Source organism: Corynebacterium tuberculostearicum, assembly GCF_046097465.1.
GTDB lineage: Bacteria > Actinomycetota > Actinomycetes > Mycobacteriales > Mycobacteriaceae > Corynebacterium > Corynebacterium tuberculostearicum_I.
Window position 1 is genome coordinate 1403672 of the sequence record NZ_CP175799.1, and the last position, 24235, is coordinate 1427906.

General features: G+C 59.3%; 23 protein-coding genes. 3 read left to right on the forward strand and 20 right to left on the reverse strand.

Annotated elements, in window-relative coordinates:
* Positions 1 to 640 precede the first annotated feature (640 nt).
* From ACKFRX_RS06680 to ACKFRX_RS06690, 3 genes are read right to left on the reverse strand one after another with little or no spacing between them, the layout of a single operon-like run.
* Positions 641 to 805 carry a hypothetical protein gene (locus tag ACKFRX_RS06680; RefSeq protein WP_040425296.1) on the reverse strand — a complete coding sequence of 55 codons (165 nt, stop codon included), beginning with the start codon at positions 803 to 805 and terminating at the stop codon, positions 641 to 643.
* Between the two features lie 14 nt (positions 806 to 819).
* Positions 820 to 1521, reverse strand: a complete 702-nt coding sequence (locus ACKFRX_RS06685; RefSeq protein ID WP_005324760.1) for a YceI family protein — start codon at positions 1519 to 1521, stop codon at positions 820 to 822.
* Between the two features lie 3 nt (positions 1522 to 1524).
* Positions 1525 to 1866, reverse strand: a complete 342-nt coding sequence (locus tag ACKFRX_RS06690) for a hypothetical protein (protein WP_034655353.1) — start codon at positions 1864 to 1866, stop codon at positions 1525 to 1527.
* Positions 1867 to 1996: 130 nt separating this feature from the next.
* On the opposite strand from ACKFRX_RS06690, the gene ACKFRX_RS06695 reads away from it, so the two are divergent.
* Complete coding sequence (locus tag ACKFRX_RS06695; protein ID WP_005324763.1) at positions 1997 to 2380, forward strand: RNA polymerase-binding protein RbpA; 384 nt, start codon at positions 1997 to 1999, stop codon at positions 2378 to 2380.
* Between the two features lie 79 nt (positions 2381 to 2459).
* On the opposite strand, the gene ACKFRX_RS06700 is transcribed toward ACKFRX_RS06695, so the two are convergent.
* From ACKFRX_RS06700 to ACKFRX_RS06710, 3 genes are read right to left on the reverse strand one after another with little or no spacing between them, the layout of a single operon-like run.
* A complete protein-coding gene (locus tag ACKFRX_RS06700) occupies positions 2460 to 3353 on the reverse strand; it encodes a polyprenol monophosphomannose synthase (protein ID WP_005324764.1) in 894 nt (297 codons plus the stop codon).
* A gap of 5 nt (positions 3354 to 3358) precedes the next feature.
* Positions 3359 to 4888 carry an apolipoprotein N-acyltransferase gene (lnt, locus tag ACKFRX_RS06705; RefSeq protein WP_005329610.1) on the reverse strand — a complete coding sequence of 510 codons (1530 nt, stop codon included), beginning with the start codon at positions 4886 to 4888 and terminating at the stop codon, positions 3359 to 3361.
* Positions 4888 to 5490, reverse strand: a complete 603-nt coding sequence (locus tag ACKFRX_RS06710) for an FxsA family protein (RefSeq protein ID WP_005324766.1) — start codon at positions 5488 to 5490, stop codon at positions 4888 to 4890. Before ACKFRX_RS06710 ends, lnt begins: the two co-directional genes overlap by 1 nt.
* An 85-nt stretch (positions 5491 to 5575) precedes the next feature.
* Between ACKFRX_RS06710 and ACKFRX_RS06715 the strand changes: the two genes are divergently transcribed.
* Positions 5576 to 6361 carry a hypothetical protein gene (locus ACKFRX_RS06715; RefSeq protein WP_005324767.1) on the forward strand — a complete coding sequence of 262 codons (786 nt, stop codon included), beginning with the start codon at positions 5576 to 5578 and terminating at the stop codon, positions 6359 to 6361.
* A gap of 14 nt (positions 6362 to 6375) precedes the next feature.
* Here the strand turns inward: ACKFRX_RS06715 and ACKFRX_RS06720 are convergent, their stop codons facing one another.
* The 13 genes from ACKFRX_RS06720 to ACKFRX_RS06780 all read right to left on the reverse strand — a co-directional run bounded on the left by ACKFRX_RS06720 (position 6376) and on the right by ACKFRX_RS06780 (position 21618).
* Positions 6376 to 7122, reverse strand: coding sequence for an SDR family oxidoreductase (locus tag ACKFRX_RS06720; RefSeq protein ID WP_250411018.1), 747 nt, complete (start codon positions 7120 to 7122; stop codon positions 6376 to 6378).
* Entirely contained in the window at positions 7122 to 8249 is a 1128-nt protein-coding gene (locus ACKFRX_RS06725) for a Xaa-Pro peptidase family protein (RefSeq protein WP_239282487.1), read from the reverse strand. The genes ACKFRX_RS06720 and ACKFRX_RS06725 overlap by 1 nt, the downstream gene beginning before the upstream one ends.
* 32 nt (positions 8250 to 8281) lie before the next feature.
* Positions 8282 to 11098: a DEAD/DEAH box helicase gene (locus ACKFRX_RS06730; protein ID WP_408927558.1), complete on the reverse strand. Its 2817-nt coding sequence runs from the start codon at positions 11096 to 11098 to the stop codon at positions 8282 to 8284.
* 21 nt (positions 11099 to 11119) lie between these two features.
* A complete protein-coding gene (gene tatC, locus ACKFRX_RS06735) occupies positions 11120 to 12214 on the reverse strand; it encodes a twin-arginine translocase subunit TatC (protein ID WP_408927559.1) in 1095 nt (364 codons plus the stop codon).
* 107 nt (positions 12215 to 12321) lie between these two features.
* The gene (tatA, locus tag ACKFRX_RS06740) at positions 12322 to 12585 is read right to left on the reverse strand and encodes a Sec-independent protein translocase subunit TatA (RefSeq protein ID WP_034668719.1); all 264 of its coding nucleotides are present in this window, start codon (positions 12583 to 12585) and stop codon (positions 12322 to 12324) included.
* 98 nt (positions 12586 to 12683) lie between these two features.
* The gene (locus tag ACKFRX_RS06745) at positions 12684 to 13640 is read right to left on the reverse strand and encodes a helix-turn-helix transcriptional regulator (protein WP_408927560.1); all 957 of its coding nucleotides are present in this window, start codon (positions 13638 to 13640) and stop codon (positions 12684 to 12686) included.
* A 2-nt stretch (positions 13641 to 13642) separates the two neighbouring features.
* On the reverse strand, positions 13643 to 14629 hold the full coding sequence (locus ACKFRX_RS06750) for a helix-turn-helix transcriptional regulator (RefSeq protein WP_408927561.1): 987 nt from the start codon (positions 14627 to 14629) through the stop codon (positions 13643 to 13645).
* A gap of 36 nt (positions 14630 to 14665) precedes the next feature.
* Positions 14666 to 16045 (reverse strand): Pup--protein ligase, encoded by a 1380-nt coding sequence (pafA, locus tag ACKFRX_RS06755; RefSeq protein WP_408922254.1) that lies wholly within the window; start codon positions 16043 to 16045, stop codon positions 14666 to 14668.
* A 38-nt stretch (positions 16046 to 16083) separates the two neighbouring features.
* Positions 16084 to 16275: a ubiquitin-like protein Pup gene (locus ACKFRX_RS06760; RefSeq protein ID WP_005329640.1), complete on the reverse strand. Its 192-nt coding sequence runs from the start codon at positions 16273 to 16275 to the stop codon at positions 16084 to 16086.
* 44 nt (positions 16276 to 16319) lie between these two features.
* Entirely contained in the window at positions 16320 to 17852 is a 1533-nt protein-coding gene (dop, locus tag ACKFRX_RS06765; protein WP_408927562.1) for a depupylase/deamidase Dop, read from the reverse strand.
* Positions 17849 to 19414: a proteasome ATPase gene (gene arc / locus ACKFRX_RS06770; protein WP_408927563.1), complete on the reverse strand. Its 1566-nt coding sequence runs from the start codon at positions 19412 to 19414 to the stop codon at positions 17849 to 17851. The genes dop and arc overlap by 4 nt, the downstream gene beginning before the upstream one ends.
* Before the next feature lie 85 nt (positions 19415 to 19499).
* Positions 19500 to 20336 carry a tRNA (adenine-N1)-methyltransferase gene (locus ACKFRX_RS06775; RefSeq protein WP_239193930.1) on the reverse strand — a complete coding sequence of 279 codons (837 nt, stop codon included), beginning with the start codon at positions 20334 to 20336 and terminating at the stop codon, positions 19500 to 19502.
* Positions 20337 to 20364: 28 nt separating this feature from the next.
* Positions 20365 to 21618 carry a M18 family aminopeptidase gene (locus ACKFRX_RS06780; RefSeq protein ID WP_408927564.1) on the reverse strand — a complete coding sequence of 418 codons (1254 nt, stop codon included), beginning with the start codon at positions 21616 to 21618 and terminating at the stop codon, positions 20365 to 20367.
* Positions 21619 to 21664: 46 nt separating this feature from the next.
* On the opposite strand from ACKFRX_RS06780, the gene ACKFRX_RS06785 reads away from it, so the two are divergent.
* Positions 21665 to 22495 (forward strand): RecB family exonuclease, encoded by an 831-nt coding sequence (locus ACKFRX_RS06785; protein WP_408927565.1) that lies wholly within the window; start codon positions 21665 to 21667, stop codon positions 22493 to 22495.
* Between the two features lie 12 nt (positions 22496 to 22507).
* On the opposite strand, the gene ACKFRX_RS06790 is transcribed toward ACKFRX_RS06785, so the two are convergent.
* Complete coding sequence (locus ACKFRX_RS06790) at positions 22508 to 24175, reverse strand: formate--tetrahydrofolate ligase (protein ID WP_408927566.1); 1668 nt, start codon at positions 24173 to 24175, stop codon at positions 22508 to 22510.
* Positions 24176 to 24235 lie beyond the last annotated feature (60 nt).

A 24235-nucleotide genomic window follows, 5' to 3' on the forward strand; every position in this document is an offset into this window, starting at 1 on the left:
TGCTACGAGAGGCCTAGCCGAGAAAGAAGTCATCCGCCGTATGAGAAATGACGAGAGCCCAATTGTCGTGAAGGAATGGCACATCTGGGAAGCTTCATTCGGGCGCGTGTTGTCAGGAGCGAACGACAGAAGCGAGGTGCAGGTATCGATGTATGGAGTCAGGAGCTAAAAGGGGGAATGCCACCCCTGGTTAAAATGACATAATGTACATTATCGGACAAATACTGATATCGGGAGGGTCATCGTTCGTCGCCACCATAAGCGCCCGAGTGCTTACACATCTTCCCGGCCCATCTATTGGTTTCCGGTTCAGCTCCCTTAACCCTCCACGCGATGTTACGACGCTTTGCTTGGCGACGCCCCGCGGTCCCTGTCGCGCCCTCCGCCGACCGCCAGACTCAGGCGCAGGTATGGATTCCGGCTGTAGCTCATTGGGGCTCGGTTTTACTACAGCGGGCCCCATCTATCTTTCGGGACTTCTTCATTCAGGGGGTCAACCGTTGGTGGCGGTGTTTCGTTCGGTGACCGAAAAACCTGATATTGGGCGAAAATACGCCCTACTGGCGGTGCCAACTACACCACTATATAACGTCACACTGACGTTATTCGGGGAACTCTACCCACGCCGTGAAGGCCTCAACTAGGAATTACGGTAAGCGCTCCACAGCTGCCACATAGTCAACAGCGCCAAAAGAACCGAGATGGCCACAATGACCCACATCTGTTGAACGGCTACGAAAATGGTAAAGCCGATGACGACGACGAGGCGCAGCCACATAAACGGGATAATCTGACGGGAATTCACTGGCTTGACCATCGCTAGTTTTTCTCAAAGGAAATGCGGAGATTTACCTCGCCCTTTTCCTCGACTTTCGCGGCGAGCATCTCCGGGGTCTCCACGCCATAATCAAGGCGATCAACTGGCACGGTGCCGCCGATGACGATCTGATCGCCATCGCGAAGAACGTCGAAGTCTTGGGAAATCTCGTGCGTTTCATCCTTGATAGTCAGATCTCCGGTGAGCTTGACTGTGCCAATGGTGCCGTCATCCGGGACGTCGGCAAGCGAGGCTGGCTCGGTGAGCTCAAAGGATGCCTCTGGGAAAAGCTGGGTCTCAAAGAGCTTGGACTTCATGTTCTGATCGCGGACCTTCTTGTCCGTGGTCAGCTCGTCCATATCAACAGTGACCGCGGCGGTTTTCAGGGTGGAATCAGAAATATCCGCCTGGCCGGTGACCTCCGTGGTTGAACCCGATGTGGTGGTCTTTTCCGCAGGTAGAACCTCATTAAAGGTAAAACCAACCGAGGTATGGTTATTGGCGCGTCCCTTGGCTACCTCCCAGGTGCCATCGAGCTCCGTTGATGCGGCCTTTGCGCCGTCGGCGGAAACTGGTTCGGTCTTTACTCCGGCGCCCTTGAGGAGCGAATACACCATCGGGCCAATGGCCACGGCGGTGAGCAACACAATCAGCACCACAAAGATGGTGATGACGAGCTTGCGGTTATAAAAAAGCTTTTTCATCTGCTATCGAAGTCCTTCTAGGCGTCGCGCCAGGGCAACAAGCTCTTCGCACAAACCGGCAAGCTCCTGCGCACTAGCGCCTTCCTCCGCGGCGGTATTGATATCTTCTGCGGAACAACGTAGTTCAAAAAGTCCGTCGCGCAAACTCTCTGCCTTTTCTGGAGTAAGGATCACGGCATTGGCGGGAATCCCCGTGCCACTGACGTTATTTCGCTGCTCATAAGCGCGCTGCTTGCAGGAGGCGCTGCAAAACTTCCGTGGCCGTCCCCTACCGCCTTGGTCAATGTCCTTCCCACACCATTGGCAGGAACCGACGTTGCGTTCACGACTAGCTGTACGGATCACCCGATACACTTTAGTCCATTTTGGGCGGGCTGGGAACAAAGACGCGTGGGTGTTCGTTATAATTAGTAGCTCTTAGGCGAAGTTTTGCTTCGCACTCAATCAGGGATCTCTTTGAAAAGGATGATGTTGCATGGCAGATCGCGTACTCCGTGGCAGCCGTATGGGCGCAGTCAGCTACGAAACCGACCGCGACCACGACCTCGCACCGCGCCAGATGGTGAAGTACCGCACCGAAGACGGCGAGATTTATGAGGTGCCTTTCGCGGATGATGCTGAAATCCCTGAAGAATGGATGTGCAAGAACGGCAAGCTGGGCCACCTAGTAGAAGGTGAAGGCGTTGAGTCTAAGCCCGCTAAGCCACCACGCACCCACTGGGATATGCTGCGTGAGCGCCGCTCCATCGAGGAGCTCGATGAGCTGCTTGAAGAGCGCATTAACCACCTGCGCTCCCGCCGCCGTTCCGCAGCTCGCCTCTTGAAGGAACAGCAGGAGCAGCAGCAAAATAACTCTTAAAGTTCTGCGGCAGCAAAAAGGCCCGTACCTCCCTAGTCTGACTAAGGGACGGTACGGGCCTTATGCGTTGCGGTGGCGCCTACTTCTTCAGCTGCGCAATCTGGTGCTTTGCCAGATGGCCAATCTCGCTGGCGAAGTCAGAAACCCAGCCGGCGCCCTTACGGGCCTGAACGCCTAGGTCATGAATGGAGCCGTCCTTGACTTCACGGTTGACCAACTTGGACACCGCGCCGCCAAAGTCCTGCAGCTGCTCAGCGCGATGAGCAACGCCCCACTTGGTGACCTCGAGCAAAGAATCCTTCACGAAGGAACCATCCAGCTTGGACTCGCCATATTCGCGCTCGGTGAAGGTAATGGGAACTTCGCGAACGTCAAAGCCAGCCTTGACGGCACGGAAGGCCAAATCGACCTGGAAGATGTAGCCGGCCTTGGACAGCTCATCAAAGTCGATGGACTCGAGCAGCTCGCGGCGGAACGCACGGTAGCCGGCGGTCATATCGGACAGCCCAGCGCCCAGCGCTACGGAGATGTAAATATTGCCCAAGCGGGAGAGGTACTCACGAGAAGCCGGCCAGTTGACGGTCTCGCCACCCGGAATGTAGCGGGAGCCGATAACTAGGTCCGCGCCCTTGTCCACCTCTTCCAACAACAGGTGAAGCTGTTCCGGCGCATGGGAGCCGTCTGCATCCATCTCACACAGCACCTGGTAGTCGCGCTCCAATCCCCACTCAAAGCCGGCGATATAAGCGCCTAGCAGACCGCCCTTGCCCTCGCGGTGAAGAACGTGGATGTGGTCATCCTGTGCTGCGAACTCATCGGCCTTGTCACCAGTTCCATCGGGAGAGTTATCGTCCACGATGAGGATATGGACCTCTGGGACGGCCTCACGGACGCGTCCAGTAATGAGAGGAAGATTTTCGATCTCGTTATAGGTCGGGATGATGACCAAGGTCGAGGATTCAAGCGTGCTCACAGTGTTTATGCTCCTACGTATGTATCTGTGCCGGAGCGGCGCGGGGTGCGTCGCAGGCGGTTTGTGCGCAAAGCTACCAGTGCGCAGACTGTTCCAATAATAACCATGAGCCATTGCAGGGGCGAACCAAACCTCACGGAAAAGGTCTCTCCGCTACGCAAGGGCAACTGCTCTACTAACGCGTCCGGCGTGAAAATCTCCGTGGACTGGCTAACGTGGCCATCTGGGTGAACAATGGCGGATACTCCAGAGGTCGCCGCCACCACCACGGCTCGGTCCGTCTCCATGGCGCGCAATCGGCTCATGGCCAATTGTTGGTAGGTCATATCGGAATAGCCAAAGGTGGCGTTATTGGTGGGAGTAGTCAGTAGTTGTGCACCATTTTTCACCGACTCCCTAAAGGCGTTATCGAAGGAGACCTCGTAGCACGTTGCCACGCCTACCGGCACTCCCGCCATGGAGACAACGCCTGGGCCGTCGCCGGGTTTGAAGTCACCGGCTAGATTCACATAGTCAGAAAATTTGGCAAAGAAGTCCCGCATGGGCATGGTTTCACCGAAGGGCTGCAGGTACTTCTTATAGTGGTGGTCTCCTACCGTATGCCCGGGAGCAAAGACCTGCATTGTGTTGCGGGCTCCCACCTCATCCCGCGTAGCGGTGCCAACCAAAACAGGTGCGTCTATCGCATCGACGGCGCCACTGATCGCCGAGGCTGCCTTGCCGTCACGGAATGGGTTGATATCAGAGGAGTTTTCGGGCCAGATGACTAGGTCAATGTCCTTGTCGCGTGCGGCCAGCTTCTTTGTCTCAGCCACGTGGTTGTTAAGGACCGCTTGGCGTTGCCCGGCAAAGTCTAGGCCCATGCGTGGTACGTTTCCTTGGATAGCGGCAACCTTTGCTTCCCCGACAGTGGAATCGTCTCGGTTGATTCCCAGACCTGCCACCGTTGCGCTTGCAAGGGGAAGGATAGCTGCTAAGAATGCGGCGCTTTTGGCTTTCCATCCGCGTTGAATCAGCAGTGCAGCGAGACCGCAACCGCACAGAACCGTGGCTGCGGTAATGAGCGAGGTTCCACCCCACGGAGCCAGGTTGGCTAGCGGTCCGTCGATTTGTCCCCAAGCCAATTTCACCCAAGAAAAACCGCCGAAAGGTACCGAAGAACGCAACACCTCCACCGCGAGGTAGAAGAACGGGAAGGCAATAAAACCGTATTTCCACCGCGCTACTGCCGCGCCGCCAATGCCCAGTAGAATCGCGTATACCGAAAGCCATATAGCCAAAGCGATGTATGGCCCACTGCCCACTAATTCGCCGATCCATGGCAGCGTCAGCAGGTACAGCACGAGCGAATGCGCGACTGCAAGAAGCGCGCCCACACGGGCGGTAACGTGCCTAGTTCCCCACGGCAGCAAGCTCGCGTACAGCAAGCCCACGCCCACAATGGCAGCCCACCACCAGCCACGGGGCTCTATGGCGGCATACGTGAGCAGACCGGAAAGGCCCGCCACTACGAGGCGGGCAAGAGTTAGCACCACTAGCTCTTTCCGCCCTTGGACTCGCCACCGGAGGGTCCGAAGTCATCTGGATCCAGGTTCTCGCTCCAACGGCGGATCTCTTCCTCATCCAACACTTCATGCGGGCCAGCATCCTGCATGCTGGGGTGCCCACTTTGTGTTGCTTGGCCACGACCAAAGGAGCCAAAGTCGCCATAAGAGTCGTGCTGCTGTGCCATTGGGGTGGCCTCGTAGATCTTAACGCCCATGTTTTCGATCTTGCGGTACAAGGAGGCCGCTAGCACCGTGCGCAAGACGGCGCGGGTCGGCGAGAAGATAAAGAGGGCTCCGAGGATCGTCGTCAAGAAGCCCGGCAAAGAAAGCAACATGCCGCCTACCAAGGTAAGGCCCACATTGCTGGCGGTCTTGCCCACATTGCCGGCGTGAACGACGTATGTACCGTCCCCTGTGCGTTCGACCTGCTTTCCCATCAAGCGGCGCACTTCAAGGCCAGCGATGGACATTCCGAAGAACATGGTGACAAAGAGTGCGATAAGCGCCCAGCCAACGCCGATCCATTTTGAGACGGCCCAAAAAGTCAGGGTCTCTGCGACCATGTAGAGAGCAAAATACATAAACGGCATGGCCTCAGTCTAACGAGGCAGACTGATAAAGTGCTGGCAACACTCATGCGCGAGGCTGCAGCCGCGGCAGGTTAAACTAGTGCGCATGTTTACTCCTGCGCTTTTTGAAGACCCCCAGTACGGCACGTGCATCCGCATCCACGTTGCCGGCGGCAGCACCCATGCCCAGGATTGGGTCACTTTGGCGCAGTGCGCCAGTGCTGTTGCGGATGGGTATGTCTACATCGACCGGTTCTCCGCAATCGAGTTGCGCGGTATTAAGGATGCGGAGGCGCTCAATCAGCAGCTCCAGGAGTTGCGATTGCGCGCCACGGCGATGCCGGTGCTGGCTTCGCCTTTGTCGGCGGAGGCCAAGCACACGGCCCAGGACATCGCGGCTGAGCTGGAAGCGGCGGAAGGCGGTCCCGGGATTGCCGTCATTGCCCACGACGACGTACCGACCGGCGCAGCAGCAGTCAGCCTTAGCATCGACGGGGACGGTGCCCTGCGCCTTGAGCGTTCCCCGCTTGGCGACGCCCCCTCGGCCCCACTGACTCCACAGGCTGCTGCCCACCACTATGAGGAGGCCCTCCAAGGCACCGAATCCCTAGAGCATGATGCCTCCGCCCTGGCAGAACCAGGCCCTATTGGCTGGTTAGATGATCATTTGCCTGCGGGCGTTGTAGATCTGGGGGCGGGCGTGCACCGCGGCGCCATCCCTGCTGAGTTTGCGCAGCTCATCGGCCAGTTAGAGGTTGACATCACCGTCACCCCGTGGGGCGGATTAGTCTTTCACAATATTGCCGAGGGCGACGCCGAAGTGGTACTGCGCGTACTCGCCCCGCGCGGTTTTATCTTCGATATCAACTCTCCCCTGCTGCGCGCAGAGTAGAAAGAGCGCAAGGTTTAGCGCGGCATGTGCCGCCATATTGGGCGCGGTACAAGCCGCATGACCCACGCGAGGCCCTGCAGAGCCCGAGGAATCCACACGGTGCGCGAACGCGGCTTACCGCGCCGTGCATCGCGGTCAATGCAGCCGACAACTGCCTCGGCCACATCTGCCGGACGCACGGAAAGCGGCGCCGGCTTCATTCCTTCGGTCATGCTGCCGATGACAAAGCCAGGGCGTGCGGTAATAAGGCCTACCTGGCTGCCGTGCAGCTTGTCCGCCAGCCCCTGACAGAAGGCATCAAGACCGGCCTTGGTAGACCCGTACACGTAGTTTGCCCGGCGGGCCCGCCAGCCTGCTATCGAGGAAAAGGCGACGATATGGCCGCGGTGCATACGCTGGGAAACGAGTGTAAGCAGTGAAATCTGCGCGGCATAATCGATTGTGGCGATGTCGACCGCGTGGGAAGCATCGCGTTCCGCCCGCTGCTGATCGCCCAAGATGCCAAAGGCGACGACAGCAAGCTCAAGGGGGCCTGCCAGCTCTATGGCACGCTCAACCACACCGGTGTGGGACGGAAAATCTGCGGCGTCGAAATCAAGCAGATGGACGCTGCGCGCACCCGCCGCCCGGAGCCGGCCTTCCACGCCTTCCATACCGTGGGTGCCACGAGCGGCGAGCACAATGTCTTGGCCTGGGGCTACTCTCCTAGCGATTTCTCCGCCGATATCGCTACGGCCACCCAGAATTAGTACGCCAGCCATTAACGGACGTCACGCGGAGCTTGGTTGAGGGACTCGTAGCCATCGTTGGTCAGCACCACGATGTCTTCCAAGCGCATGCCCCACTTGCCTTCCAAGTAAATACCCGGCTCAATGGAAAAGGCCATGCCCTCTTCCAAGGCGAGATCGTTGCCTTCCATGATGAAAGGCTCCTCGTGCGTGGACAAGCCGATGCCATGTCCGGTGCGGTGGACAAAGTAGTCGCCCCAACCGGCTGCCGAGATCGCCTGGCGGGTGATGGCATCGATGTCTGCGGCGGTGCTGCCGGGGTGGGCTGCGGCGCGGGCGGCAGCTTGGGCGTCGGCAAGCACGGCATAGGCATCCTGGAAATCCTGCGGGGCCGTGGAAATATCCCCGCCCACTACGTAGGTGCGGGTGCAATCGGAGTGGTAGCCGGAAGGCAGAGTGCCTCCGATATCGACGACCACCGGCTCACCTTCAGCCAACACGCGATCCGAAAAGCTATGGTGCGGGTTGGCGCCATTCGGGCCCGATCCGACGATGACGAAATCGATAACAGAGTGCTCCTGCAGGATGAGCTTTTCCAGTTCGTGGGCCACCTCGGCTTCGGTGCGACCGGCCTGCAAAAGCTGCGGAACCTGCGCGTGGACTGCGTCGATGGCATGGCCAGCCTTGCGCAGCTCAGCAATCTCAGCCTCATCCTTGCGGGTAAAGAGTTCGGCCAGTGCGTAAGTGGCCAGTTCATAGCTGGCGTGTGGAAGCAGATCTTGGAAACGCAGCACGTGGTCTGCCGTCAGCGACTGTCCCAGCGCTACCTTGCCTAGTCCGTCGCCTGCGCCACGCAGTGCAAGCTCATAAGGATTTTCTCCGTCATTCCAGCCACGCAACTCTACATCCAGCTCACCTACTGGAGCAGCCTTGATATCGGTGATATCGGTATTAGGCGCGACGATCCATGCATTGCCCTGCTGAGGCACGACCAAGACCGTCAAGCGTTCGTGGGAAGAGACCCAGGAGCCGGTGAGGTAGGCAAAGTCTGGTCCCGTACCAATGAGGAGCAGATCGATGCCCTTGTCTGCAGCCGCCTTTTGTGCGGCGTGCAGACGCTGGGCGTAGACATCAGCGGAAAAAGTCTGAGTATCAGTCATGCCCCAGAGTCTACTCGTCCGCGCCGCGGATATTAGGCGCCAATGGCTACGACACCGCGCTGAATCGCGTCGATGGCTCGGCGGGCGTTGCGTTGAATTTCGCCGTCGTACCCCGTTTTAGCCACTTGTTGCAGCAGGTCGATGACTTGGCGGCACCAACGGACAAAATCACCCGGGGTGAGTTCGGCCCCGGCTTCATTGGCCGCAGCCATGCAGTAGCCCAAGGGCGCCCCGGCCGCCCATTGGTGTACAGCCAAAGCGAATCCGGCCTCTGGTTCACGGGTGGGCGGCAGCCGATGGCGCTGCTCATCAGCGGTAAGTTCGGTGTACACGCGCCACGTGGCATTCATAGCGTCAGCCATGCGCTCGGTGGCGGCTTCCGGTTGCCCACTGGTGGCCTTGCGGTTTTCGAAACAGCACAGGGAGGCAACGCCGGCAAGCTCAGCGGGATCGAGTTCATCCCAAATTCCGCGCTTGAGGCATTGGGCGACGAGCAGATCGGATTCGCTGTGAATTTTGGCAAGGCGTTCGCCTTCTTCGGTGACGACCGGCGTGCGGTCCGCGCCAGCCCCGGTGAACTCGACGTAGTCCATCTCAGCGAGGAGATCCACAATGCGCTCGAAGGTGCGGCCCAAGGTATCCGTAGCCTTATTGACCTTGGATTGCAGCTTGTCCCGATCACGCTCGCGCCGTGCAAGCTTTTGCGCCAGGCCCGCCAGCTGTTCGCGGTCAGTAGCCGGCCAATCGTGAGCTGGATGACCACGCAGTGCGTCGCGCAACTGCCCCACTCGCTTATTAGGCCGGGCGCGGGTGTGCGACTTCATGCGCTTAGGACGGTCAAAGTGTTCGCGGTGCAAGACATCCTGCACATATCGGGTATTGCGGCGCGGATTCTTGCGCACCGGCTTGGGGATCTTGATGCTACCGACTTGGATCGGTGGGTTATTGATTCCGGCTGCATCGATACGTCCCGACCACCCGGACTCAGTGGTAATCCACGGGCGGGGATCCGCGGTTTGGTTAGCGGGAGTAACAACCGCGGCGAGAATTGGACGCTTCTTGCCGGGCATGGCAATAACATCGCCCAGCTGCAGGCGTCCCAGTACCGCAATCACCTCTTGGTTGCGCTGGTTGGCACTATCGATTTTTGATTGCTTTTCTTCCGCTGTGAGCTCGCGGCGCAGGCGGACATAGTCCATGAGAACCTCGGCGGGATCTTCCCCGTCTTTAGCAGGTGGTGCAAGCGACGCCACGGCATCATCGAGCTGGTTGCGCAGTTCTCGCACGCGATGCTCGGCGCGTTCAATCTCGCGAGTTTCCTCCACGACGGAGCCATCGGCTTGGAACTGTGCGAAGGACTTTTCCAAAAGGCGGAGAGATTCCTCGAAACCAAGCATGCCCAGCAAATTGATCGCCATATTGTAGCCCGGTGCAAAAGTGGAAATGAGAGGATACGTACGGGTAGAAGCAAGGCCAGCTACTTGACGCGGATCCATGGCGGGGGCCCATTGCACTACTGCATTGCCCAAGGTATCGATGCCACGGCGTCCTGCCCGGCCAGTCAGCTGCGTGTACTGGCCTGGGGTGAGATCGACGTGCGCCTCACCATTGAACTTGATGAGCTTTTCTAGCACCACGGTGCGCGCCGGCATATTGATGCCGAGAGCAAGCGTTTCAGTAGCGAACACGGCACGGACGAGGCCGCGTACGAATAGGTCTTCCACGATGTGCCGGAACGCGGGCAGCATGCCCGCATGGTGTGCGGCAAAGCCACGCGACAGGGCTTCGCGCCAGCGCTTAAAGTCTAGGACCTGCAGATCTTCTTCAGGGATACCTTCCACACCCGCATCGACAATGTCTTTAATCTGCTGTGCTTCCTCTTGGGAGGTAAGCACCATGCGGCTGCGCAGGCACTGATAGAGAGCGCCATCGCAGCCTGCACGGGAGAAGATGAAGGTGATCGCCGGAAGCATGTCCTGCGATTGCAATACCTTCAATACCTCTGGGCGGCCCAAGGGGCGATAGCGATCCTGCTGCCGGGCGGCGCCGGAGCGTCCCCTTCCCTTACCGTGGAATTCGCTGCGTCCGCCGCCCTTGTGACGGGCGCGGGCGCGAAAACCTTTGCTGGACTTATAGTCCGCGCGACCATCGTCCGTATCGCCGGCTTCGAGGCGCTGGATCCTACGCTCTAGCTCGGCGTTGACCTGGCCGCCAGATTCTGGCTCGAAGAGCGGATAAATCTTGCGCCCCAGCATCATCCATTGGTCGAGCGGAACTGGGCGGTGTTCGGAGACGATGACGGTGGTATCGCCGCGCACGGTAGAAAGCCAATCGCCGAATTCTTCCGAATTGGACACGGTAGCAGATAGGCCAATGATGGAGACATGATCCGCGAGGTTGAGGATGACCTCTTCCCACACTGCGCCGCGGGAGGCATCAGCCAAAAAGTGGATCTCATCCATGACCACGTGGGTCAAGCGATCGAGGGCCGCGGATTCTGCGTAAATCATATTGCGCAGCACCTCTGTGGTCATGACGACGATCTCAGCGTCAGAGTTGATCGATACATCACCGGTGAGCAGGCCTACGGCTTCTTCGCCATGCTCTTCCACCAAGTCGTGGTACTTCTGGTTGCTCAAGGCTTTAATCGGCGTCGTATAAAAGCACTTGGTTCCCCGGCTCAGTGCCAAGGAAACCGCAAATTCACCCACGATGGTTTTGCCGGCGCCAGTCGGCGCGCAGACCAGTACGCCGTGACCGTTTTCCACGGCCTGGCAGCCCTTTACCTGGAACTCATCCAACGGGTATGGCAGGGCTGCGGTAAAAGAATCCAGATGAGTTTCAGTCATGACTCCCCAGGCTACCCGTGCCTAAAGGACATCGTCGAAAAAGCCGCCGCTTGTCGACGGAGCGTTCTTGCCACCGGTGGTCCACGTCTGCTGCGGCTGCTGCTGTGCCTGTTGTACTGGATGTGAAACGGGCTGAGAAGGTCCCGGTGAAGGGCTTACTCTGCTCGGCGCCTCGACAGGAGTTGGCCCTCCAACGGCTTGTGGTGCAGCGCCAAGCGGCGAAGCAGTCTCATCATCGAGATCCATCCACTCGGGGCGTTCGCGTTGCATGCGCTTGTCGTGGAGGCGGCAGAACTGGAATGCGATCTCGATGAGCAAGATCAGTGAGCCAGCCAGTACCACCATCGAGAAAGGATCCTGACCTGGGGTGACGAAGGCGGCGAAAATCATCACGACGACAATGATGATGCGACGCTTGTCTTTGACGTGTTCATATTCGAGTACGCCAATGAGATTCAGGGACACGATAAGCAGTGGGATTTCAAAGCTGATGCCGAAGATGAGCAGCAGGGCCAGGAGAAAGTAGAAATATCGCTCACCGGTCAGGGCCGCTGTTTGATACTCGGCGCCGATTCCCATGAGGAATTCCAGACCAACGGACAAAATGAAGTACGCCAACACTGCGCCGGCAACGAACAGACCCACCGCGGCGCTGACAAAGCTCAACGTGTAGCGGCGCTCGTTCTTATGGAGACCTGGCACAACGAAGGCCCAGACCTGATACAGCCACACCGGAGAGGACAATACGGTGCCAGCCAAGGCACCTACTTTTAGGCGCAACAGGAGCATTTCAAACGGGCTGGTGGCCAATAGTCGGCACTCGCCGTCCGCACTGAAAGAGGCGCGCTTATCTGGGGGCAGCGCACAATACGGCTCTCGTAGAATTTCACCTAACGGAGACAGCCCGAATGGTGCTCGTTGGTACCAAATGAACCCAATGATGGCCCCGACGACAACCGCTAGCACGGAAATAATGATGCGGCGGCGCAGCTCCTGCAGGTGCTCCACCAAGGTCATCTCCCCGGTAGGGTTCTTCTGCTTGCGCGAAAAGCGCAGCTTTCCCTTCACGCTCTTGCTTGCCTTCTGGGCAGGTACAGGCTGTGACTGTGACGACATCAGTGTGGCTCTTTCAACGCAAAGAAGCGAACACTTCCCTACTGCGCGGATTGCGGGTGCATATCCGCCGCTGCAGGGGTGTTCGCGCGACGACAGGTTAGGGGCGTTTACTGCTGAGTATTGGTGTTGCTCTGCTGGCCCGGCTGCATGTCTGGTCGGTTCCAGAATTCCTCATCGGACTGCTGCTTCTGGTTTAGCTGCGCCTGAGACTGAGAACGCTGGGCATCCTCGGAATGCATCTCATTGACCTCAGACTTGAAGATGCGCGCGGAACGGCCAATAGAGCGTGCCAATTCCGGCAACTTCTTTGCACCGAATAGCAAGACGATGACAAGAACAATTGCGCCAATTTCCATAGGCCCTATGCTCATGGAGAAACCTCTTTTCAACTAGTGCACCAGCATGCCGGGAAGCATCACCGCCAACTTATCTGCCGGCGGGCAGGCGCAGTAAACGGGCAAGTAACTGGCTACTGAGTATAGCCGCTCAACGCGGTGTTTCCTCGCTCCGCAATGAGGTTTACCACGGATTGAGGAGCCACTACCCGCAACCTATCAGCTTGACCAAGGGCAAAGCGAATAAGCCAATCCACTGATCCCATTGGCATCGTTGCAGCTACTTCCCCATTTCCTAAGTCTTCACCCAGGCGCATATCGTAATACTCAGCCAGCCACGTGAATTCTTGGTTAATTGCTAGTTGCACGGTGTCCCCATCGCCCAAATTAAAGGGTGATGCGGCATCAAAGTCGAGATCTTTCAGATGCGGCTGGGATTTTTCCTCCACGATGCGAGCCTTACTAATGCGGTCGATGCGGAAGGTGCGATGCGCTTGCTTTGCTTCCTCCCAAGCGGCCAAGTAAGGCTCGGAATCGACGATGAAAATGCGGGCTGGGTCCACCACCCTCTCGGATTCTGCATTTGAGGAAGCGCTCCAGTAACGCAGCCGTACCCGCTTTCTTTCATTGACGGCTTGAGTCAAAAGCGCCTGGATATCAGTCTCTTCAGGGGCGGGAGTAGACAGCGACTCATAGATGGCGACTGTCTTTTCATCCATGATGTCGCGCAGCTTAGCGGCGGCGGATTCGACAGCGTGGGCGTCGATTAGCCCGGGCATCGCCTGCAAGGACTCCAGGGTAAGGAGCAAAGCACCGGCTTCCGTCGGGGTAAGGCGCAGCGCCTGGCTCAAGCCCTGATCGTTGTGAATGGTTACCCCATCGCGATAACTGAAGGTGAGATCAATGAGATCCTCGGTATTGCGCCCAGTACCGGAACAAAAGAGCCGATCGAGGGCTTCTTTCAATTCGCCAGGATCCATACCCAAATCTTTGGCCGCTTCCATGGGCGTCTTGTCTGGGTGATTTTTGAAGTATGGAATCAGATTCAAAGAGCGCACGAGCGCCTGAAGCTTTAGTGATCCATCAGCCATGTCTAGCCTTCCTCCTGCGATTGCGACACCCTGCGTAAAAGGGAGATGACCTCTTGGCGTACCCCGACTGGTTCGAGCACCTGTACCTCTGGGGCATAGCCGGCCGCGGTGCGTACGAGCCAGTCCTTATCCACCTTGCGCAGCATCACCGTGCCGTCGGGCTGCTGCTTGCCGGCGTCCATAAGCTCCCGCGCCTGCCCCTCAGGGATGACAAGGCGTGCATCCACCTTTTCCCCGCGTTGCAGTGCACGCTCTACCAATACCTGTAGGTCTTCAGTTGGATTGGGGTGCTCCGCGGGATCGTGCGAGCGTTTGATGTCAGAGACGCGGAGGGCGCGAAAGACGCGCGGTTCGTTGCGGTCCACATCGAATCCCACTATGTAGATATGACTATCGCGGTTGACCACTCCCCACGGGTCCATCACGCGGCGGACCGGCTCAGTAGCCGGATTAGCACGGTAGGAAAACGTAATGCGGAGCTGATTGCGCACCGCAGCGAGCACCGCGGTGATGATTTCTGGGGTGAGTCGCGTGATGTCGTTAACCGCCGTGTAAACCGGTGCGCCTGCAAGGTTGCGGGAGGCGCCGCTGGCAGCAATCTTTGTCCAACCCGACAGGGAAAAATCGCTTAAGCCTCCGGTGGTACCCACGCCTCCTGCAATGCCTAGAACCATGGCCTCCTCAGGGGAAAACTCCACCGGAGGGAGCTGGTAGCTGCTCGAGTCAAGGCGATAGCGCGCACCATCTTCGCTACCGGAATGCACAATGGGCACCCCGGCGCGCTGGAGGGTTGCGATATCTCGTGCCAGCGATTTGGCAAAGGCTTCGTCTGATTTATCGCCGTATCCTGCTACATGACGGCGAATCCAGGCGGCGGTGCGGTCCGGGCTACCGCCGGAGTTGGCGGCGCCCTGTAGCGCGAAAGAGAGGTTGGTGAGTCTTTCTACCGCCTCATCATGCCGTTTCGGCGCGGGGTTGTGCGTTGCCACGTGTTGTGTTGTCTCCCTGGTGCGGCTCGTGTGCTTCTAGCTGTGGTGTAGACGCATATAGTCTAGCAACGCCTCGACCCGATCATCGTCGGCTACGAAGGGGTCTAGGAGCTCCTCGGTGCGTGGCTCTGGGCGGTTGACCTTGAGGCGCGTCCAGTCAACGGTGACGTTGGCCCCGAGGCTACGCGCAGCGGCAAGGAACTGGCCGCGCAGCGCAGCACGGGTGGTGGCAGGCGCTGTGACCATGGCTCGTTCGATTTCGGAGTCTGTGATCCAGCGTTCGATAAGGCCCTTGCGCAGCAAGACATGGTAGAGCCCGCGGCTCGGCCGGATATCGTGGTAGGTCATATCAATCTGGGCGAGCTTGGGGTGTCCCCAGTGACCGCCTAGCCGTGCGCGGTAGCGCTCGAGCAGTCCCAATTTAATGACCCAGTCGATTTCTCGGTCCACTCCGGAGAAGTCTTGAGTCTCTATGGCGTGCAGCGTGCGCTGCCAGAGATCCACCACGCGCCGCATTTCTGCCGTGGGAGTTCCGGCGTCTTCGCGTTCTTCCAACCATTGGGTTGCGCGCTGGCACAGTTGCTGTTGGACCTCGAGCGCGGTGACGGATCCCCCTCCTGCGAGTGGTAGTTCGGTCAAACCCGTCATATCGCGCGCGATGGCGCGGATATGGTGAATGGGTTTTTCGATGTCGAACTCCGGCAACTCAAATCCTGCCTCCAGCATTTCCAAGATGAGCAGCGTGGAGCCAACCTTTAGCGCCATGGTGGGCTCGGCCATAGTGGAGTCACCCACTATGACGTGCATGCGGCGGAAGCGTTTGGAATCGCCGTGCGGCTCATCACGGGTATTGATGATCGGACGCGAGCGGGTGGTGGCCGAAGATACGCCCTCCCACACCTGGTCCGCGCGCTGCGAGAGCAGGAATTGGGCGGGTTTATCGCCCTTTGCGGGCTGCACCATGCCGGCGCCGCAAATGAGCTGGCGGGTAATAAGGAACGGAAGGAGCGCCAGCCCCAAATCCTTGAGCACCATGTGGCGGCTGATGAGGTAGTTTTCGTGGCAGCCGAAGGAGTTTCCGGCTGAATCCACGTTGTTTTTAAACAGGTACACCGCGCGCGGGTGACTCTCGGCGGCAAAGGCCTGCTCTGCTTGTTCGCCCAGCCGGTTGACTATTGCATCGCCGGCGCATTCATAGGCTAGAAGCTGGCTCAAGCTATCGCATTCGGCGGTGGCTACCTCGGGGTGGGATCCGACGTCGAGGTACAGGCGGCTCGCGTTGGTGGAAAAGATATTAGAGGAAGAATGTTCCTGGACGATGGGCCGGAAAAGCACGCGCGCCACTTCATCGGGGCTCAGGGCGCGTTCTCCTGGGCCCGCGCTGGTGGTTAAGCCATATTCCGTCTCGATGCCCATGATGCGACGGGCGAAGACGGGACGCTGGTCACTCACCCTTACTGCCCGCCCTTTTGGACATAGGAGCGCACGAATTCCTCGGCGTTGTTTTCTAGCAGGCCATCGATCTCATCGAGCAATTCATCGGTGCCGGTGGTGTTGATGCTCAGCTGCGTAGAGGTAAATTCCTCATCGCCGGTGGAGTCATCGCCGCCATTGCCGCCAGTGACCTGGGACTGGTGAGTAGACATAGGGAGGAAGTCCTTTCTTTGGCTTCTGCCTAATTGCTTGGTTATCAATTACGGTACTCGGGCTGGATACCGCTGTCAGAGAGTCCCTGGAGGAGATCCTCCACCGTACGTGCGGTGTCGATGATCTCCTCGCACTGGGCGCGGGTCAGGCCGGTGGTCTCATCCATCGGAACCGTGGCCCAGGGTGCCGCGGTTGTCTCGCCTACCCGAACGGTGAGGCTTTGCCAGCTCGCGGCGATGATGTCCTCGCCGAATTTCTGCGTCACTCGGCCGCGGAAATACGCGCGGGTATCCTCCGGAGGGGTGCTGGCGGCGTCTTCAATCTCTGCAGCGCTAAAGAGCTGCCGCATCTGGCCTTTACGCACCAGCGCGTGGTGTAGCGACTTTGCCGGATCAATCTCCGCATACTGCAGGTCAATGAGCCGCAGTTTTGGGTCTGTCGGATCGATACCGCGGTCAAGGTAGCCCTTGATCAGGCGATATTTCGCCACCCAATCCAGAAGGTGCGCCGCCTGCATCGGATCTTCCGCAAGAAGCGCGACTGCCTCGTCCCAGGCCGCGAGAACCTTGTGGTCTGCGGCGGTGCGTGGGGTGACGCGAGCGCGGTATTCGGCGAGGATTTCTAGGGCGGTGAGCTGGCGGGCGTCGGCAAGCTCAAGGCGATGTTGCAGGCTGAGATCGCGGCTGACGCGCGGGACCTCCGCCACGGCATCCTGCAAGCGGAGATCGCTAAAGTCCACCCCCTGCTCAATCGCGTCGAGCACCAGCGAGGTCATGCCCAGTTTGAGCAGCGTGGAGGTCTGCGACATATTCGCGTCTCCGATAATGACGTGGAGACGCCCAAAGTCTGCGTGCACCGCATGCGGCTCGTCACGGGTATTGATGATGCCGCGATTAAGCGTAGTTTCCAGGGAAATTTCCTGCTCAATATAATCAGCGCGCTGAGAGATCTGGAAGCCCGGCTCCTCACCAAATTCCCCCAGCCCCATACGCCCAGCACCGATGACTACCTGGCGGGCCACGAAGAACGGGATAAGGGCCTGCGCCATGGTGTCAAAGTCCGTGGCACGGGAGTACTGATAGTTCTCGTGCGAGCCATAAGACGCGCCCTTGCCGTCCACGTTGTTTTTGTAGAAACGCAAGGCAGGGCACGGGTCGTGGTTGGCAAGGACGGACTTTCCTTGCTCAGTAAGCCCTGCTACGGCCGCTGCTGATTGCAGGAGCGTGGCGTCCCCTGCGGCGTCGTAAAGCGTGGCATCCCAGGCATTGGTGCACTCTGGCGCGGAATATTCTGGGTGCGCGTGGTCGACATAGAAGCGCGCGCCATTGGCCGTGACCACGTTGGCCACCCCGATGGCGTTGGGATCGACCACGGGAACTGTCTGGTAGCGCTTGAGATCGAAACCGCGGGAATCACGCAGCGGGTGCTCCTCGGCAAAGTCCCACCGCGAGCGCGCCCCAGTGTGCAGCGCGGCATAAGCTACCACCGCGTGCGTGGAAGAAATGATGGGCGAATACTCCGGCAGCTCCGGGGTGGCGATTCCGTACTCGGTCTCGGTACCTACAACGCGGCTCATGCGCTCCTCCTAGCGGTCAGTAGCTCCACCCGCTCAACGCGGGCACCTGCATGGTCTTGGGAGATGATCTTGGTCCACTCCTCCGGGTTGGTGGAGGTAGGCACATACTCGGATTCGGCGCGCTCGGCTGCGATGGCCTGGAGCAAATGCTGCTTGGCGATGCCCCCACGGCGCCCGCCTATCCCCTGCTCACTGCCCGAGCGCTGTTGCAGTTCGTCCTTAATAGCCAGCTTTTTGGCGCGGGAGAGGATATTGGCAATCATCGCGCCGGAGACAAAGTCCCGGTAGTGCAATACCTCGCGCTCGCCGCTGGAAAAGTGCAGCTGCACAAAGGGGCGATCGGCATAGAGCTCATCCACCGCGGCGCCGATGAGTTCCTCTAGCGTGCCCTGGTGCGGCACGGATTCTGCAAAGTGGCGGGCAAAGATCTCGCGGGCGCCCTCTTTATTCGGGCGGTTGACCCGGATCTTGATATCCAGCCGGCCGGGGCGCATGATGGCGGGATCGATGAGCTCCTCGCGGTTGGTCGCGCCGATGACTATCACATTGGAAAGGCTTTCTACTCCGTCGAGTTCCGTAAGCAGCTGCGGCACCACCGTGGTTTCCATATCCGAGGACACGCCTGAGCCACGGGTGCGGAAGATGGATTCCATCTCATCAAAGAAGATGACCACCGGCCGATCAGCGCTGAGCTGGGCTAGTTCGCGGGCGCGCTCAAAAATGAGGCGGATGCGGCGTTCCGTCTCGCCTACATACTTATTGAGCAACTCTGGACCCTTGACATTGAGGAAGTAGCTCGAGCCCTCGCTGCCCAATTGCTGCGCCAAGGAATGGGCCACGGCCTTGGCGATGAGCGTCTTACCGCACCCTGGCGGGCCATAGAGGAGGACGCCCTTAGGCGGCTGTAGCTCGTAGTGGTGATAGAGGTCCGGATGGATAAACGGCAGTTCCACGGAATCGCGAATCTGGGAAATCTGTTCGTCCAGGCCACCGATGTCCTCGTAGCGCACATCGGGGACCTCCTCAAGGGAGAGCTGGGAGACCTCCGTCTTTTCCACCTTTTCCAGCGCGATAGCAGCCTTGGGATCAACGAGCACAATTTCGCCTGCTGCCACGCGGGCTTCCTCGCGCAGTGCCTGCGATAGCAGCACCACTTTTTCCTCGCCGGAGGAATTTGCCACGATGAGGCGTTGTTCTCCTAAGCGCTCTACCACGGTAGCGAGCTCGCCTGTGCGCTCGGGTGCGCACCCTTCCACCACTACGAAGCCATCGCCCAAGCGAACCTGCTGGCCTGCCACTAGGCTGCCTGGTTCCACATTGGGCGAAACCTTAAGCTGCATCACGCGGCCGTTGGTGTAGACCTCCGCGGTGGTTCCTACCTCGCTGTGGGTAGGCGAATAGCCTAAGAAAACGCCGTAGGTCGATGCCGGCTCAGCCAGCGCGTTAAGCTCCACAAAAAGCTGTTCGAGCTTCCCACGCGATTCCTTTAATAAGCCCGCCAACTTCTGATTGCGGGCAGCAAGCTGGCTGATCTGCCGCTTATAGTCCGTGGCTTCATCCATGCCCACTACTCTAACGCGGCCCAGTCGGCGAAAGAGGGCAGTTGCGCTTTAAATTTTGGGCGCTGAGGTGAACCTATTTCCAGCTCTACTTGCGGGCGCGGCGCTGCGGGCGCGGCGGAGTGACGCCATCGGCCAGGCGGCGGGTCCAGATAAGGAAGGCGGTATGCGCATTCATGCGGTGCTCCGGGCGGGTAGCCAGGCCTTCCACCTTCCATTCGCGCACCAGAGATTCCCAGGCCTTGGGCTCGGTAAAGCACTTGAGCTCACGGATGCCTTCCATGACCTTCATCAACTGCGGCACCGTTGCCACGTAAGTCATGAAGACACCACCTGGGATGAGAAGATCGCGCACGGTCTCCAGGTGCTCCCAGGGCTCGAGCATATCGAGGATTACGCGGTCAACTGGACCGCCCACGTCCTCGGCGGTGACATCTCCTAAATCGCCGAGGCGCGGCGACCACCACTCGGGCTGCTCGCCAAAGTATTCCTTGACGTTATCTACCGCATACTCCAGGTGATCATCGCGCACCTCATAGGAATACACATGGCCTTCTGGCCCCACGGCGCGCAGCAGGGACATGGACAGCGCACCGGAGCCGGCGCCGGCTTCGAGCACGCGCGCACCCATGAAGATATCGCCCTCTACCAAAATCTGCGCCGCATCCTTGGGGTAGATCACCGCGGCACCGCGCGGCATCGACAGCACGTGGTCCACCATCAGGTGGCGGAAAAGCAGGAAGGAGGAGCCAAGCGTGGACTCAATAACCGAGCCCTCGTCCATACCCACGATGTCATCATGGTTAATGATGCCCTTGTGGGAGTGGAACTGGCCTCCTTCTTCCAAAATGACCGTGTAGTGGCGCCGCTTGGCGTCGGTAAGCTGCACGCGGTCGCCATAAGCAAAGGGGCCAGAATAAGCCATGTCTCAAGACTCCTCGAGGTTGCGGTTACTATCCCACCAAGTATGCCTCAAGTGCCTGCGCGAGCCATACTTGGTCCCGCTCGCCCACCATTTCCCGCGCCGAGTGCATGGACAGCATGGGCACGCCCACATCCACGGTGTCGATGCCCAGACGCGTCGCCGTAATGGGACCAATGGTCGAGCCACAGGGCACATCGTTATTGCCCACAAAGCGCTGTACTGGCACGCCTGCCTTCTCGCACGCTGCTTCCCACAGCGCCACCGTGGTGGCATCGGAGGCATAGCGCTGATTGCCGTTGATCTTGGTCACCGGGCCCTTGCCAACGATCGGATGGTGCGTGGGATCGTGCTTGCCCACGTAGTTTGGGTGCACCGAATGCGCCGCATCGGCCGAGACACAGCTCGAGCGGGAGAACATCTGAAAGCGTTCCTCCTCGTTGACCCCCAGCGCCCGCGCCGTGCGGGTAAGTACATCCGCCAGGATGGGACCGCCCGCACCATAGCGCGAGCTGGAGCCCACCTCTTCATGGTCAAAGGCCATCATGACCAAGATATCGTTTCCGCGATAACTCTCGGCGGCCTTCTTCATCGCCTCCAACGAGGCATGCACGGAAGACAGGTTATCCATGCGTCCGGCCGCGATGAACTGCTCGCCGGAGCCAAAGACTTCGCCGCGAGCAGCATCGGCCGTAATCAGGTTGAAGGAAGCAATATCCTGCTTGGCGACGCCTACCTTCTCCCCCACTACCTGCAAGATCGACGCCTCCGGGTCACCCACACTCAAAACCGGCTGCATGTTGTGCTGGCGATCCGGCTTGAACTCGTCCTTGCGGTAGAGGTGAATTGCCAGGGACGGAAGGCGCAGTACCGGGCCAGTATTGACTAGGTGCCGCGTGCCGTCCCTGGTGACAATCTGCCCGGCCACGGTCAGCTCCCGGTCAAACCAGGTATGCAGCAGCGCACCGCCATAGATCTCCACTGCCACCTGCTGCCAGCCGGCTGCGGAAAAGTCCGGCGTGGGCTTAAGGACCAAGCCCGGCGAGTCCGTATGCGACCCCACGATGCGGAAACCAGAATTCTTATCCGCGCCCTCTGGCACGTACCACGCCGCTACCGCGCCGCCGCGCACCATGACGTGGCCGCCAGGCGCAGCGGACCACTGCGTTCCCTCATCCTGTACCTCAAATCCCGCCTCACGCAGCTGGCGGGATGCCTCATCGGCAGCGTGGTACGAAGAAGGAGAAGCAGCAATGAAATCTAGGAAATCTGCGGTATAACTCATACCTCCTAGCTTGCCACGAATCGCGCGGCGATAGGCTAGATACACCATGGCTACTTCATCTACACCCCGCCCACTCGCCCTGTCGCCCTCGCGCGCCTCCGACTATAAGCAGTGCCCGTTGCTCTATCGCTTCCGCGCGATTGACAAGTTGCCCGAGCCCAAGACCATCGCGCAGGTCAAAGGAACGCTCGTGCACGCCGTCCTGGAAGAGATGCACAAGCTACCGCGCGCCGAGCGTACCTATCCTGCCGCGGTGAAGATGATTAAGCCTTCCTGGGCAGAGATGACCGCCAAAGACGAGGAGCTTTTAGAGCTCGTGCCAGGAGAAGACACCTACGACTTCTTCGTCGCTGCCAGGGAACTGCTCAAGGGCTATTTCCAGATGGAAAATCCACAGGGCTTTGATTGCCAAGAAACAGAGATGTACGTCAACACGGTCCTGCCCAATGGAGTCCCCGTCCGCGGCTTCATCGACCGCGTGGACCGCGCCCCAACCGGCGAGGTCCGAGTCGTGGATTATAAAACCGGCAAGAAGCCACTTCCCCGCTATTCCCAGGATGCACAGTTCCAGATGCGCTTTTATGCGCTGGTCTACTGGCGCATTCTAGGCACCATTCCCCACCAGTTGCGCCTGATGTACCTCAAGGTGTTGGACTCGATGTTTCTTATGCCTAACCGAGAGGAGCTCGAATACTTCGAGCGCGATCTCGGCGAGCTGTGGGCCAAAATTGAGGCCGATGGGCGCGCCGGGGACTTCCGTCCGAAGCCATCCAAGCTCTGCGGCTGGTGCGCCCACCAGGATCTCTGCCCCGAATTTGGCGGCACTCCGCCGCAGTACCCGGGCTGGCCGGGTTCCGCGGCGGATACAAAGGACTAGCGCCGCACCAGCCTAGAAGAGGCCCGAAATGGTGCCCTGCTCATCGACGTCGATGTTATTGGCCGCCGGCTTCTTCGGCAGCCCCGGCATTGTCATAACATTGCCCGTGAGCACGACGATAAATCCCGAACCGGTACGCGGCAGCAATTCGCGCACGTGCAGCGTATGGCCTTCCGGCGCCCCCAGGGCGGAGGCATCGTCGCTGAAGGAGTACTGCGTCTTGGAGATGACCACGGGCAGCTTGTCCCAGCCATTGTCCTGGATGTACTTAAGATCCTTGAGCGCCTTTGCCCCGTATTCCACACGGTCTGCGCGATAGATCTCGCGCGCGATGGTCTCGATGGAAGCCTCGATTCCCGCCTGCGGATCGTAGAGCTGCTTGGCGCCGCCCTGCAGGTTCTCCAGCAAGGTCTCTGCCAGCGTGGTAGCGCCCGCGCCGCCCTCGGCCCACACGTTGGCTTCCTCCAAGGCCACGCCGAAGTCTTCAGCCCACTGCTGCATGAACTCGCGTTCTGCTTCGGTATCGGACCAGAAGAGGTTGAGCGCTACAACTGGCTTGATCCCGAACTTGCGCAGGTTTTCTACGTGTCGCTCTAGGTTGACTATGCCCGCCTTGAGGGCATCCAGGTTTTCCTCGGTGAGCTTATCCTTGGCCACACCGCCGTTGTATTTCTGCGAGCGGATGGTGGCAACGACCACGGCGCCAGCAACATCTAGGTCGCCAAAGCGCGCCTTGATGTCGACGAACTTTTCTCCGCCTAGGTCGGAACCGAACCCGGCCTCACTTAAGACGATATCGCCGAATTGGAGCGCGGTTTGGGTTGCCAGCAGGGAGTTGCAACCGTGCGCAATATTGGCGAATGGCCCACCGTGTACCAAGGCCGGCACGCCGCCAAGGGTCTGTACCAGGTTGGGGTTGAGGGCATCACGCATGAGCGCCGTGAGCGCCCCCTCCGCATTCAAGTCGCGCGCAGTAACAGGGCGCTGATCATAGGTGAAGCCGATGGTGATATCGCCGAGGCGCTTCTTTAGGTCCTCGAGGTTCGTGGCCAAGCACAAGATGGCCATGATTTCGGAGGCCGCGGTAATGGTGAAACCGGTTTCTGCAGGCACACCGTGAGCTGGCCCGCCCAGACCGGTCACCACGTTGCGCAGGGCACGGTCGTTGACGTCCATGCACCGCTGCCACGTCACTCGTCGCGGGTCGATGCCCAAGGCGTTGCCTTGGTGGATGTGGTTATCAATGATGGCGGCCAGGGTGTTGGTTGCAGAGGTAATGGCATGAAAATCGCCGGTGAAGTGAAGATTGATGTCTTCCATGGGGACGATCTGTGCATAGCCGCCGCCAGCCGCGCCGCCCTTAATACCCATCACTGGTCCTTGGGAGGGCTCACGCAGGGCAACGATGGACTTCTTGCCCAACTGATCTAGAGCGTCGGTAAGGCCGATGAGCACGGTGGACTTGCCCTCGCCGGCAGGTGTGGGCGATACGCCGGTGACAAGCACCAGCTTGCCCTGATTTTCCTTGGAATAGTCCACCTTGGTGATATCGACTTTGGCTTTGGTGGTGCCGTAGGGAATCACGGCGTCGGCAGGAATGCCTGCCTTGGCTGCGATCTCCGCGATTGGCTGCAGGTGGTGGGCTTGGGCAATTTCAACATCGGATGGCTGAGTAGTCATGTTCTTAGCCTACCGAGCTCGCAAGTTAAATAACCCGCATTTTTCCACGAACGTGAAGTT

Bases quoted from the DNA above. Each gene is read 5' to 3' on its own strand.
- ACKFRX_RS06720 (WP_250411018.1), bottom strand. From the start codon at position 7,122: ATGGCTGGCGTACTAATTCTGGGTGGCCGTAGCGATATCGGCGGAGAA.
- ACKFRX_RS06745 (WP_408927560.1), bottom strand. From the start codon at position 13,640: ATGGCTGATGGATCACTAAAGCTTCAGGCGCTCGTGCGCTCTTTGAAT.
- pafA (WP_408922254.1), bottom strand. From the start codon at position 16,045: ATGGGCATCGAGACGGAATATGGCTTAACCACCAGCGCGGGCCCAGGA.
- ACKFRX_RS06710 (WP_005324766.1), bottom strand. From the start codon at position 5,490: ATGCCGTTTATGTATTTTGCTCTCTACATGGTCGCAGAGACCCTGACT.
- ACKFRX_RS06685 (WP_005324760.1), bottom strand. From the start codon at position 1,521: ATGAAAAAGCTTTTTTATAACCGCAAGCTCGTCATCACCATCTTTGTG.
- ACKFRX_RS06790 (WP_408927566.1), bottom strand. From the start codon at position 24,175: ATGACTACTCAGCCATCCGATGTTGAAATTGCCCAAGCCCACCACCTG.
- tatC (WP_408927559.1), bottom strand. From the start codon at position 12,214: ATGTCGTCACAGTCACAGCCTGTACCTGCCCAGAAGGCAAGCAAGAGC.
- ACKFRX_RS06695 (WP_005324763.1), top strand. From the start codon at position 1,997: ATGGCAGATCGCGTACTCCGTGGCAGCCGTATGGGCGCAGTCAGCTAC.
- tatA (WP_034668719.1), bottom strand. From the start codon at position 12,585: ATGAGCATAGGGCCTATGGAAATTGGCGCAATTGTTCTTGTCATCGTC.
- arc (WP_408927563.1), bottom strand. From the start codon at position 19,414: ATGGATGAAGCCACGGACTATAAGCGGCAGATCAGCCAGCTTGCTGCC.
- ACKFRX_RS06730 (WP_408927558.1), bottom strand. From the start codon at position 11,098: ATGACTGAAACTCATCTGGATTCTTTTACCGCAGCCCTGCCATACCCG.
- ACKFRX_RS06780 (WP_408927564.1), bottom strand. From the start codon at position 21,618: ATGAGTTATACCGCAGATTTCCTAGATTTCATTGCTGCTTCTCCTTCT.
- ACKFRX_RS06785 (WP_408927565.1), top strand. From the start codon at position 21,665: ATGGCTACTTCATCTACACCCCGCCCACTCGCCCTGTCGCCCTCGCGC.
- ACKFRX_RS06760 (WP_005329640.1), bottom strand. From the start codon at position 16,275: ATGTCTACTCACCAGTCCCAGGTCACTGGCGGCAATGGCGGCGATGAC.
- ACKFRX_RS06775 (WP_239193930.1), bottom strand. From the start codon at position 20,336: ATGGCTTATTCTGGCCCCTTTGCTTATGGCGACCGCGTGCAGCTTACC.
- dop (WP_408927562.1), bottom strand. From the start codon at position 17,852: ATGAGCCGCGTTGTAGGTACCGAGACCGAGTACGGAATCGCCACCCCG.
- ACKFRX_RS06715 (WP_005324767.1), top strand. From the start codon at position 5,576: ATGTTTACTCCTGCGCTTTTTGAAGACCCCCAGTACGGCACGTGCATC.
- ACKFRX_RS06725 (WP_239282487.1), bottom strand. From the start codon at position 8,249: ATGACTGATACTCAGACTTTTTCCGCTGATGTCTACGCCCAGCGTCTG.